Annotated in this window: 10 protein-coding genes and 2 pseudogenes; 10 read left to right on the forward strand and 2 right to left on the reverse strand. The window is 52.4% G+C overall.

Features of this window, described 5'->3' with window-relative positions; genetic code table 11:
• Positions 1 to 16 precede the first annotated feature (16 nt).
• From A9180_RS07655 to A9180_RS23855, 7 genes and pseudogenes are all read left to right on the forward strand, one after another.
• A complete protein-coding gene (locus A9180_RS07655) occupies positions 17 to 2,338 on the forward strand; it encodes a Tex family protein (protein ID WP_064527616.1) in 2,322 nt (773 codons plus the stop codon).
• A 513-nt stretch (positions 2,339 to 2,851) separates the two neighbouring features.
• Positions 2,852 to 3,079, forward strand: coding sequence for a ferrous iron transporter A (feoA, locus tag A9180_RS07660; protein WP_001200455.1), 228 nt, complete (start codon positions 2,852 to 2,854; stop codon positions 3,077 to 3,079).
• Between the two features lie 16 nt (positions 3,080 to 3,095).
• A complete protein-coding gene (feoB, locus tag A9180_RS07665; protein WP_064527618.1) occupies positions 3,096 to 5,417 on the forward strand; it encodes a Fe(2+) transporter permease subunit FeoB in 2,322 nt (773 codons plus the stop codon).
• Positions 5,418 to 5,427: 10 nt separating this feature from the next.
• Positions 5,428 to 5,664 carry a [Fe-S]-dependent transcriptional repressor FeoC gene (gene feoC / locus A9180_RS07670; RefSeq protein ID WP_000157586.1) on the forward strand — a complete coding sequence of 79 codons (237 nt, stop codon included), beginning with the start codon at positions 5,428 to 5,430 and terminating at the stop codon, positions 5,662 to 5,664.
• A 203-nt stretch (positions 5,665 to 5,867) separates the two neighbouring features.
• Positions 5,868 to 6,512 (forward strand): annotated as a pseudogene (locus A9180_RS07675) (Rpn family recombination-promoting nuclease/putative transposase); the annotation flags it as partial.
• Positions 6,513 to 6,626: 114 nt separating this feature from the next.
• Positions 6,627 to 7,757: an RNA-guided endonuclease InsQ/TnpB family protein gene (locus A9180_RS07680; protein WP_064527620.1), complete on the forward strand. Its 1,131-nt coding sequence runs from the start codon at positions 6,627 to 6,629 to the stop codon at positions 7,755 to 7,757.
• A gap of 53 nt (positions 7,758 to 7,810) precedes the next feature.
• Positions 7,811 to 8,044: pseudogene (locus tag A9180_RS23855) on the forward strand (transposase); the annotation flags it as partial.
• 28 nt (positions 8,045 to 8,072) lie between these two features.
• Here the strand turns inward: A9180_RS23855 and bioH are convergent.
• A complete protein-coding gene (bioH, locus tag A9180_RS07685) occupies positions 8,073 to 8,843 on the reverse strand; it encodes a pimeloyl-ACP methyl ester esterase BioH (RefSeq protein ID WP_064527622.1) in 771 nt (256 codons plus the stop codon).
• Positions 8,844 to 8,880: 37 nt separating this feature from the next.
• On the opposite strand from bioH, the gene gntX reads away from it, so the two are divergent.
• The 3 genes from gntX to gntT all read left to right on the forward strand — a co-directional run bounded on the left by gntX (position 8,881) and on the right by gntT (position 11,866).
• Positions 8,881 to 9,564, forward strand: coding sequence for a DNA utilization protein GntX (gene gntX / locus A9180_RS07690; RefSeq protein WP_064527624.1), 684 nt, complete (start codon positions 8,881 to 8,883; stop codon positions 9,562 to 9,564).
• Between the two features lie 58 nt (positions 9,565 to 9,622).
• A complete protein-coding gene (nfuA, locus tag A9180_RS07695; protein WP_000619389.1) occupies positions 9,623 to 10,198 on the forward strand; it encodes a Fe-S biogenesis protein NfuA in 576 nt (191 codons plus the stop codon).
• A gap of 351 nt (positions 10,199 to 10,549) precedes the next feature.
• Positions 10,550 to 11,866, forward strand: a complete 1,317-nt coding sequence (gene gntT / locus A9180_RS07700; RefSeq protein WP_001131743.1) for a gluconate transporter — start codon at positions 10,550 to 10,552, stop codon at positions 11,864 to 11,866.
• 75 nt (positions 11,867 to 11,941) lie between these two features.
• On the opposite strand, the gene A9180_RS07705 is transcribed toward gntT, so the two are convergent.
• Positions 11,942 to 12,295 (reverse strand): hypothetical protein, encoded by a 354-nt coding sequence (locus tag A9180_RS07705; protein WP_064527626.1) that lies wholly within the window; start codon positions 12,293 to 12,295, stop codon positions 11,942 to 11,944.
• Between the last annotated feature and the right edge of the window lie 17 nt (positions 12,296 to 12,312).

Raw genomic sequence — 12,312 nt, forward strand, 5'->3', positions numbered from 1 at the left:
AAGATGAACTCAAACCATGATGAATGATTCGTTCTGCCGCATTATTGCGGGTGAAATTCAGGCGCGCCCGGAACAGGTTGAAGCCGCCGTTCGCCTGCTTGACGAAGGGAATACCGTGCCGTTTATCGCACGTTATCGTAAGGAAATCACCGGCGGTCTGGATGACACGCAGTTGCGTAATCTGGAAACGCGTCTGGGATATCTGCGCGAGCTGGAAGAGAGACGTCAGGCTATTCTCAAGTCCATTTCTGAGCAAGGTAAACTCACCGACGAGCTGGCGAATGCCATCAATGCCACCTTGAGCAAAACCGAACTCGAAGACCTCTACCTGCCTTACAAACCCAAACGTCGTACCCGCGGGCAAATCGCTATTGAAGCAGGGCTTGAGCCATTGGCTGATCTGCTGTGGAACGATCCTTCACACACGCCAGAAGTTGCCGCTGCGCAATATGTTGATGCCGATAAAGGCGTGGCAGATACCAAAGCCGCACTGGACGGCGCGCGTTATATCCTGATGGAACGTTTTGCCGAAGATGCAGCCCTGTTGGCTAAAGTGCGTGATTATCTGTGGAAAAACGCGCACCTGGTGTCCACCGTGGTGAGCGGTAAAGAAGAGGAAGGGGCAAAATTCCGCGACTATTTCGATCATCACGAACCGCTGTCAACGGTGCCTTCTCACCGTGCGCTGGCGATGTTCCGTGGTCGTAACGAAGGCGTACTCCAGCTTTCGCTGAATGCCGATCCGCAGTTCGACGAACCACCGAAAGAGAGCTATTGCGAGCAAATCATCATGGACCACCTCGGCTTGCGCCTGAACAATGCCCCGGCGGATAGCTGGCGCAAAGGCGTGGTGAGCTGGACCTGGCGCATCAAGGTGCTGATGCACCTGGAAACCGAACTGATGGGTACCGTGCGCGAACGTGCGGAAGATGAAGCAATTAACGTCTTTGCCCGTAACCTGCACGATCTGCTGATGGCAGCCCCAGCCGGGCTGCGTGCGACGATGGGCCTCGATCCGGGTCTGCGTACCGGGGTAAAAGTGGCGGTGGTCGACGCAACCGGCAAACTGGTCGCAACCGATACCATTTATCCACACACCGGACAGGCCGCAAAAGCGGCGATGACCGTTGCCGCCTTGTGTGAAAAACATAATGTTGAACTGGTGGCGATCGGTAACGGTACGGCTTCCCGCGAAACCGAGCGTTTCTATCTCGACGTGCAGAAGCAGTTCCCGAAAGTTACCGCGCAGAAAGTGATCGTCAGCGAAGCAGGCGCATCGGTTTACTCCGCTTCCGAACTGGCGGCACAGGAGTTCCCGGACCTCGATGTTTCTCTGCGTGGCGCGGTATCTATCGCTCGTCGTTTGCAGGATCCACTGGCAGAACTGGTGAAAATCGATCCGAAATCTATCGGCGTGGGCCAGTATCAACACGACGTCAGCCAGACGCAGTTGGCCCGCAAGCTGGATGCGGTAGTGGAAGACTGTGTAAACGCCGTTGGCGTCGATCTGAACACAGCGTCCGTTCCGCTGTTAACTCGCGTAGCGGGCCTGACGCGCATGATGGCGCAAAACATCGTTGCCTGGCGCGATGAAAACGGTCAGTTCCAGAACCGTCAGCAGCTGTTAAAAGTGAGCCGTCTGGGGCCGAAAGCCTTCGAGCAGTGCGCGGGCTTCCTGCGGATTAACCACGGCGATAACCCGCTGGACGCGTCTACCGTTCACCCGGAAGCCTATCCGGTGGTGGAACGTATTCTGGCGGCAACGCAGCAGGCGCTGAAAGATCTGATGGGTAACAGCAGCGAACTGCGTAACCTGAAAGCCTCTGACTTTACCGATGAGAAATTCGGTGTGCCGACAGTAACCGACATCATCAAAGAGCTGGAAAAACCGGGCCGCGACCCACGTCCTGAGTTTAAAACCGCTCAGTTTGCCGATGGCGTCGAGACAATGAACGACCTGCAACCGGGCATGATCCTCGAAGGTGCGGTGACCAACGTCACTAACTTTGGCGCGTTTGTCGATATCGGCGTGCATCAGGACGGGCTGGTTCACATCTCTTCCCTGTCGAACAAGTTTGTGGAAGATCCGCATACCGTGGTGAAAGCGGGCGACATTGTGAAGGTGAAAGTGCTGGAAGTGGATCTTCAGCGTAAACGTATCGCCCTGACCATGCGTCTGGACGAGCAGCCTGGCGAAACCAACGCCCGTCGCGGCGGCGGTAACGATCGCCCGCAAAACAGCCGCACGGCAGCCAAACCACGCAGTCGTGAAGCGCAGACTGCCGGTAATAGCGCAATGATGGATGCGCTGGCAGCAGCAATGGGCAAAAAGCGTTAAACGCCTCGATGGGCAAACGTAAACTTGCCGATGAGCAAGCTTATCGGGCCTACGGTTCAATCATTGTTATTTAAATTTGTGCGAAATCGTAGGCCAGATAAGGCGTTCACGCCGCATCTGGCAACTCACAACGAGCATCTTGCCTGACATAAAAATGCAGGAGATTATTTCCTGCATTTTTATTTCACATCTAAACGCACAACATATTCCCGCCAATATTTATCACGGCATTAACAACTGAAACCTTAAACAAACATTAACCCACCTTAATAATTCGCCATTCGAATTTTATTTCGACCCAGATATAACCTTGAGCCACATCAACATTGAGGCAGATTATTATCTAAACCAACATTCGCACACATTTTAAGTATTGCTGATAGAAACCATTCTCATTATCATTGTACTGTTGATTATTTAATCTCTCCTTCGTTGGCAAATCATCTGGTCCCATGTCGCTGTCAAACGCCCCATGAGGTAGTTATCCAGTTAATGAGAAACAAGTAGGCACCTATGCAATACACTCCAGATACTGCGTGGAAAATCACTGGCTTTTCCCGTGAAATCAGCCCGGCATATCGTCAGAAACTGCTTTCTCTGGGCATGTTACCTGGCTCCTCGTTCAACGTGGTGCGCGTTGCCCCACTTGGCGACCCCATTCATATCGAAACCCGTCGTGTGAGCCTGGTATTACGCAAAAAAGATCTGGCCTTATTAGAAGTGGAAGCGGTTTCCTGTTAATACAGTGAGAATAACAATGAAAAAATTAACCATTGGCTTAATTGGTAATCCAAATTCTGGCAAGACAACCTTATTTAACCAGCTCACCGGCGCACGTCAGCGTGTAGGAAACTGGGCTGGCGTTACCGTCGAACGTAAAGAGGGTCTGTTCTCTACCACCGATCATCAGGTCACGCTGGTGGATCTACCCGGCACCTATTCTCTGACCACCATTTCATCTCAGACGTCGTTGGACGAGCAAATCGCCTGCCACTACATTTTGAGTGGCGACGCCGACCTGCTGATTAACGTGGTGGATGCGTCAAACCTTGAGCGTAACCTTTACCTGACGCTGCAACTGCTGGAACTCGGCATTCCCTGCATCGTAGCGCTGAACATGCTCGACATTGCCGAGAAGCAAAATATTCGTATTGAAATTGATGCGCTGTCGGCACGTCTTGGCTGCCCGGTGATCCCGCTGGTTTCCACGCGTGGCCGCGGTATCGAAGCGCTCAAGCTGGCGATCGATCGCTATAAAGCCAACGAAAATGTGGAGCTGGTGCATTACGCCCAGCCGCTGCTCAACGAAGCCGACTCACTGGCAAAAGTGATGCCGTCCAACATCCCGCTCAAACAGCGTCGCTGGCTGGGCCTGCAAATGCTGGAAGGTGATATTTACAGCCGCGCTTACGCCGGTGAAGCGTCGCAGCATCTGGATGCCGCCCTCGCCCGTCTGCGTAATGAGATGGACGATCCGGCACTGCATATTGCCGATGCGCGTTACCAGTGTATTGCTGCTATCTGCGATGTGGTAAGCAACACGCTGACGGCAGAACCCAGTCGCTTCACCACGGCAGTGGATAAAATCGTGCTCAACCGTTTCCTCGGCCTGCCGATCTTCCTCTTTGTGATGTACCTGATGTTCCTGCTGGCTATCAACATCGGCGGTGCGTTACAGCCGTTGTTTGACGTTGGTTCCGTAGCGCTGTTTGTGCATGGTATTCAGTGGATTGGCTATACGCTCCACTTCCCGGACTGGCTGACTATCTTCCTCGCCCAGGGCCTGGGGGGTGGTATTAACACCGTGCTGCCGCTGGTGCCGCAGATCGGCATGATGTACCTGTTCCTCTCCTTCCTCGAAGACTCAGGGTATATGGCGCGCGCGGCATTTGTGATGGACCGTTTGATGCAAGCGTTGGGCTTGCCGGGGAAATCCTTTGTGCCGTTGATCGTCGGCTTCGGTTGTAACGTGCCGTCGGTGATGGGTGCACGAACTCTTGATGCTCCGCGTGAACGCCTGATGACCATTATGATGGCCCCGTTTATGTCCTGCGGCGCGCGTCTGGCTATCTTCGCGGTCTTTGCAGCAGCCTTCTTCGGACAGAATGGCGCGCTGGCAGTCTTCTCGCTGTATATGCTTGGTATTGTGATGGCGGTGCTGACTGGCCTGATGCTCAAGTACACCATCATGCGCGGTGAAGCGACGCCGTTTGTCATGGAACTGCCGGTCTACCACGTGCCACACGTTAAGAGTCTGATTATCCAGACCTGGCAGCGTCTGAAAGGCTTCGTGATGCGCGCAGGTAAAGTGATCATCATCGTCAGCATTTTCCTTAGCGCCTTCAACAGCTTCTCATTGAGCGGGAAAATCGTCGATAACATCAACGATTCGGCGCTGGCTTCCGTTAGCCGTGTGATCACCCCTGTCTTCAAACCGATTGGCGTACATGAAGATAACTGGCAGGCAACGGTTGGCCTGTTCACGGGCGCAATGGCGAAAGAAGTGGTGGTGGGTACGCTCAACACCCTCTACACCGCAGAAAATATTCAGGACGAAGAGTTCAATCCGGCAGAATTTAACCTCGGTGAAGAGCTGTTCAGCGCGGTTGATGAAACCTGGCAGAGCCTGAAAGACACCTTCAGTCTTAGCGTACTGATGAACCCAATTGAAGCCAGCAAAGGAGACGGCGAAATGGGTACCGGAGCGATGGGCGTGATGGATGAAAAATTTGGCAGCGCGGCTGCAGCATACAGCTATCTGATTTTCGTTCTGCTGTATGTACCGTGCATCTCGGTGATGGGTGCTATTGCTCGTGAATCAAGCCGTGGCTGGATGGGCTTCTCCATCCTGTGGGGGCTGAATATCGCTTACTCGCTGGCAACGTTGTTCTATCAGGTTGCCAGCTACAGCCAGCACCCAACCTACAGTCTGGTATGCATTCTGGCGGTTATCCTGTTTAACATCGTTGTTATCGGTTTGCTGCGCCGCGCGCGTAGCCGGGTAGATATCGAACTGCTGGCAACGCGCAAATCGGTAAGCAGTTGCTGTGCAGCCAGCACCACCGGCGATTGCCACTAAGGATACAGCAATGGCTTCGCTCATTCAGGTGCGTGATTTGCTGGCGTTACGGGGCCGTATGGAAGCGGCCCAGATAAGCCAGACATTGAACACTCCACAGCCAATGATTAACGCCATGCTGCAACAGCTGGAAAGTATGGGCAAAGCGGTGCGGATTCAGGAAGAACCTGACGGCTGCCTCTCTGGCAGTTGTAAAAGCTGCCCGGAAGGCAAAGCCTGTCTGCGTGAGTGGTGGGCGTTGCGTTAACCTTGTTTCACTGCCTGTTTTGAAAGCCCGGTATGCTTTTGCAACCGGGCTTTTTTGCGTGCGGTTTTCCATAAAAATGCAACTCTTGCAGCATGGCGTAAATTCCTCTGAAAGCGCCTCGCAGGGATGACAACTGGCTAATGCGTAGATGTGGAGCAGCGCGTAGAGTCGCGGAATTCAAAGAAAACAGGTGAAGGAACGCCATGAGCAAAAAGCAGAGTTCTACCCCACACGACGCGCTATTCAAACTCTTTTTACGCCAACCAGACACGGCGCGTGATTTTCTTGCGTTCCATTTACCGGCATCCATTCACGCGCTCTGTGATATGAAAACCCTCAAGCTGGAGTCGAGCAGCTTTATTGATGACGATCTGCGTGAAAGCTATTCCGACGTGCTGTGGTCGGTGAAAACGGAGCAAGGACCGGGATATATCTATTGTCTGATTGAACATCAAAGCACCTCAAACAAACTGATCGCTTTTCGCATGATGCGTTACGCCATTGCCGCAATGCAAAACCACCTTGATGCCGGATACAAAACGTTGCCGATGGTGGTGCCATTGTTGTTTTACCACGGCATTGAAAGCCCCTATCCCTATTCACTGTGTTGGCTGGATTGTTTCGCCGACCCCAAACTGGCGAGACAGCTCTATGCCTCTGCATTTCCGCTGATTGATGTCACCGTCATGCCTGATGATGAAATCATGCTGCACCGACGCATGGCGTTGCTGGAGTTAATTCAAAAACATATACGCCAACGCGACCTGATGGGGCTGGTAGAGCAAATGGCCTGCTTATTAAGTAGTGGGTACGCTAATGACAGACAAATCAAAGGGCTGTTTAATTACCGATATTGCGCGTAAAGCCTCGCCCTATCGGGCGGGGATATAAGCGCGGTAACTACGTAACATTTTTGACCTTCATTAATACGACTTACAAATTTCAGAGTATTTAGTAAGACTATGAAACGCGCCTATAAATACAGATTCTATCCAACACCCGATCAGGTTGAGCTTTTGGCTCAAACGTTCGGGTGCGTGCGTTTTGTCTATAACTCGATTCTCCGCTGGCGCACTGACGCCTGGTACGAACGGCAGGAGAAGATCGGCTATCCTCAAGCCGATAAGCGGCTGACTGCGATTAAAGCCATGCCAGAATATTCATGGCTGGGCGATGTATCAGCCGTGCCGCTCCAGCAAGCCATACGTCACCAACAAACAGCGTTTTCAAACTTCTTCGCTGGACGTGCCAAATACCCGACATTCAAAAGCAAGCGCCATAAACAGGCCGCTACCTTCATGAATACGGCGTTTAAATACCGTGATGGCAAGCTGTATATGGCAAAGAGCAAAGCGCCGTTAGATGTGCGCTGGAGTCGCGCTCTACCGTCTGCGCCATCCTCGATCACCATTTCCAGAGACGCTGCCGGACGATATTTCGTGTCCTGCCTCTGCGAGTTTGAACCTGTATCACTGCCGATCACTGCTAAAACGGTCGGTATTGATGTTGGTTTAAAAGATTTGTTCGTCACTGATGCCGGATTCAGACAAAGCAATCCCCGCCATACCGCTAAATACGCGGCACGCCTGGCGCTGCTACAGCGCCGACTAAGCAAAAAGGCCAAAGGCTCGAAGAACCGCGCCAAAGCCCGCTTAAAGGTGGCCCGACTCCACGCGAAAATTGCCGATTGCCGGCTGGATGCCTTGCACAAGACAACCCGCAAACTGATTAACGAAAACCAGGTTGTTTGCGTCGAATCTCTTAAGGTGAAAAACATGATCCGCAACCCGTCGCTATCCAAAGCGATAGCAGACGCGAGCTGGAGCGAACTGGTGCGCCAGCTCCGGTACAAAGGCGAATGGGCAGGGCGGTCAGTAGTCGCAATCGCCCCATTTTTCCCGTCCTCAAAACGCTGTAGCTGTTGTGGCTTCACCATGCAAAAAATGCCTCTTGATGTGCGGAAATGGCACTGCCCTGAATGCGGCGCAGATCATGACCGTGATATCAATGCGGCCCGTAATATAAAAGCGGCGGGACTCGCCGTGTTAGCTTGTGGAGAGCCTGTAATTCCTAAACCGCTTAACGCGGCTTAGGTTCGGCTCCGCGAAACAAGAATCCCCGCCCATTTGGGCTGGGAGTAAGTCAAATACTGCAAACCGGCGATGCGGTACGTTTTAACGATTTTATCGACGGCGTTGCTGAACATTCACCAAAACACAAGGAGAGTTTAATGACTATTGCGGAAAGATTGCGGCAGGAGGGGGAGCAATCCAAAGCCTTGCATATAGCCAAAATAATGCTTGAGTCCGGAGTCCCTCTTGCGGACATCATGCGCTTTACTGGGGTGTCAGAAGAAGAGTTGGCTGCGGCGAGTCAGTAAAGTTCTGCCTCGCCATTTCAAATGCTGCCTACACCCTCTGCGTCAACGCCACCAGCTGCTGACAAAACTCGTCCGGATGCGAAATAAACGGCGCATGGGCCGCTTTGGCGAAGATATATGACTCGCTGTGCGGCCAGAGTTCATCCAGCATCGGCACCACTTTGCGCGGCACCAGACCGTCGAGATAACCATACAATCGTAAAAACGGCATGGGTACGTGTTGCAGCGGCTGACGGAGATCGACCGTTATCAGAATTTCCAGCCCACCATTGAGCACGTCAACCTCCGGCATCGGTAATGCCAGAACAGTTTTCTTCAGCGCTCGCGCATCCTGGCGTGCCGTTTCTGTCCCCATGGTTTGTAACGCAAGGAATCGTTCCACCGTACGCTGAAAATCTTCACTGAGTTGCTGCTGGAAACCAGCCAGCACGTCCGGTTTTATCCCCGGCCAGCCGTCACGAGCACTGAAACACGGCGACGACGCCACGGTGACCAGCGCCTGAACGCGCTCGGGATGGGTTAACGCAATCTGGCTTGCCACCAGCCCGCCCAGGCTCCAGCCTAACCAAATAGCTTTATCCGGTGCCTGCTGCAGCACGACTTCCGCCATGTCAGCAAGCGACATCGCACCAAATCCCTGACTGCGCCCGAAGCCGGGCAGATCAACAAGGTGCAGCGTAAAATGCGAGCTAAGTTCCTCGTCAATGCAACGCCACACTTCGGCATTCAGTCCCCATCCGTGCAGCAGCACAAGATGAACATTCCCCTGACCTTTGGTCTGCCACCAGATGTTATTCATCCGCTATTGTTCTCTTTTGACTAACAAGGATGAACATATGCTAACAGTACCAGGATTATGCTGGCTATGCCGAATGCCTTTGGCGTTAGGTCATTGGGGAATTTGTTCGGTCTGCTCTTGTGCCGCCCGTAAACATGAAACGTTATGCCCGCAATGTGGGTTACCGGCAACATACTCACATCTTCCCTGCGGTCGCTGCCTGCAAAAACCGCCGCCGTGGCAAAGACTGGTCACGGTCGCCAACTACACGCCGCCATTAAGCCCGCTTATCCACCAGCTTAAGTTTTCGCGGCGCAGTGAAATCGCCAGCGCCCTGGCACGTCTGTTACTATTGGAAGTCTTACACGCTCGTCGCACCACCGGGTTGCAACTGCCGGATCGCATCATCAGCGTTCCGTTATGGCAGCGGCGTCACTGGCGTCGGGGATTTAATCAGAGCGATTTGCTGTGTCAGCCGTTATCACGCTGGTTGCACTGCCAATGGGATAGCGAAGCCGTCACACGAACACGGGCCACCGCGACCCAGCATTTTCTCAGCGCCCGTCTGCGCAAGCGCAACCTGAAAAATGCCTTTCGCCTTGAATTGCCTGTGCAAGGTCGCCATATGGTGATTGTGGATGATGTCGTCACCACCGGAAGTACCGTCGCAGAGATTGCGCAGTTGCTTTTACGCAATGGTGCGGCGACTGTCCAGGTCTGGTGCCTTTGTCGAACCTTGTAGAGCCTCGATGATGGGCGTATTATAACCAACTAAAATAGTCAACTATTAGGCCATTACTATGATCCGTATTTCCGATGCTGCACAAGCGCACTTTGCCAAACTGCTGGCAAACCAGGAAGAAGGGACACAAATCCGCGTATTTGTGATTAACCCCGGCACGCCTAACGCTGAATGTGGCGTTTCTTATTGTCCGCCGGACGCTGTGGAAGCCACCGACACCGCCCTGAAATTTGACCTGCTGACTGCGTATGTTGATGAGTTGAGCGCGCCATACCTGGAAGATGCAGAGATCGACTTTGTTACCGACCAGTTGGGTTCTCAGCTGACGCTGAAAGCCCCGAACGCCAAAATGCGTAAAGTGGCTGACGACGCGCCTCTGATGGAGCGTGTGGAGTATATGCTGCAATCGCAGATCAACCCGCAACTTGCCGGTCACGGTGGTCGCGTTTCGCTGATGGAAATCACCGAAGACGGCTACGCCATTCTGCAATTTGGCGGCGGCTGTAACGGTTGTTCAATGGTCGATGTAACGCTGAAAGAAGGGATCGAAAAGCAGTTGCTGAACGAATTCCCGGAACTGAAAGGTGTCCGCGATCTCACAGAACACCAGCGCGGCGAACACTCTTACTACTAAATTATCCTCTCTTTTGTAGATTGCCCGATGCGACGCTAAAGCGTCTTATCGGGCCGTCTGTCAGGCGTTAGCGCTACATTGCCTCGGCAAATCCAATCCCTAAGTTTCCCCGCGATAATATGACCAACCTCTCATAATTTAAATTTACCCCGCTCTGGTGATTCTCAAGCACACAATGTTACCCGTATCATTCGCATGGGCACCAAACACACTCATAACATCTGACTACACTAATACGTTTTAGGGGTCATCAGCCGTGGTGCCGTTATATCTCTGTTCCCAGTTGGGACAACCAGGATTTGTCGTCAGAAACCTGACGTTACCCATAACAAATTAAAGGCCAGGTAAATCATGCCATTAGTCATTGTTGCTATCGGTGTAATCTTGTTATTACTCCTGATGATCCGCTTCAAAATGAACGGCTTCATCGCTCTCGTCCTGGTGGCGCTTGCTGTTGGATTAATGCAAGGGATGCCGCTGGATAAAGTTATTGGCTCTATCAAAGCCGGTGTCGGCGGGACGCTCGGTAGCCTTGCCCTGATCATGGGCTTTGGTGCGATGCTGGGCAAAATGCTGGCAGACTGTGGCGGCGCACAACGTATCGCCACCACGCTGATTGCCAAATTTGGTAAAAAACACATCCAGTGGGCAGTGGTATTAACCGGTTTTACCGTCGGTTTTGCCCTGTTCTATGAAGTAGGCTTCGTACTGATGCTGCCTCTGGTGTTCACTATCGCTGCTGCTGCAAATATTCCACTGCTGTATGTTGGTGTACCAATGGCGGCTGCACTGTCTGTGACCCACGGCTTCCTGCCGCCGCATCCGGGCCCGACTGCGATTGCCACCATTTTCAATGCCGATATGGGTAAAACCCTGCTGTACGGCACCATTCTGGCAATCCCGACCGTTATTCTCGCGGGTCCGGTTTACGCTCGCGTGCTGAAAGGTATCGATAAGCCAATTCCGGAAGGTCTGTACAGCGCGAAAACCTTTAGCGAAGAAGAGATGCCGAGCTTTGGCGTCAGCGTCTGGACCTCTCTGGTGCCGGTTGTGCTGATGGCGATGCGTGCAATTGCCGAAATGATCCTGCCGAAAGGTCACGCTTTCCTGCCGGTGGCGGAGTTCCTCGGTGACCCAGTAATGGCAACGCTGATTGCCGTGCTGATCGCGATGTTCACCTTTGGTCTGAACCGTGGTCGTTCAATGGATCAGATTAACGACACGCTGGTTTCTTCCATCAAAATCATTGCGATGATGCTGTTGATCATCGGTGGTGGCGGTGCGTTCAAGCAGGTGCTGGTAGACAGCGGCGTGGACAAATACATTGCTTCCATGATGCACGAAACCAACATTTCTCCGCTGCTGATGGCCTGGTCGATTGCTGCCGTACTGCGTATCGCGCTGGGTTCCGCAACCGTTGCGGCAATCACTGCGGGTGGTATCGCTGCGCCGCTGATTGCAACGACAGGCGTTAGCCCAGAGCTGATGGTTATTGCGGTTGGTTCCGGTAGTGTGATTTTCTCGCACGTGAACGATCCAGGCTTCTGGCTGTTCAAAGAGTACTTTAACCTGACTATCGGCGAGACCATTAAGTCCTGGTCGATGCTGGAAACCATTATCTCGGTGTGCGGTCTGGTAGGCTGTCTGCTGCTGAATATGGTGATTTGATAACACTGACTGCCGGATGTGGCGCATCCGGCATCAACCGCACTCTACTTCTTCTTCGCTGCCACTCTGCGTCGCTTATAACAGGTGCCTTCGCGTTTCGAAGACAATGGCTATATTTCTATAAAATATCTTGTACCCCATAAACTCCGTTGGATTTTCATTAAATTTTTCAATGGCTTTACTCTTTACAGAAGCCTTATCACCAAAGAAAACAAGATCTTCGGTCTCATGATCGGATAATTGATTTTCATAGCCATCAAAATACCATACATCGCAGCTTCGCCAGATATCTGTATCTACTTCATAGAGATACAATTCGATTTCTGCATCACCCCAAAAGCATTTATTTACTGCATCAAATTCATAATCCCCAATCGTATATTTTTGTTTTATCTTATCTTCAAGGTCTGCTTTGACTGATATGTCCATAACTTTTTTCCTTGAAA

It is taken from the genome of Escherichia sp. B1147 (assembly GCF_001660175.1).
Taxonomy (GTDB): domain Bacteria; phylum Pseudomonadota; class Gammaproteobacteria; order Enterobacterales; family Enterobacteriaceae; genus Escherichia; species Escherichia whittamii.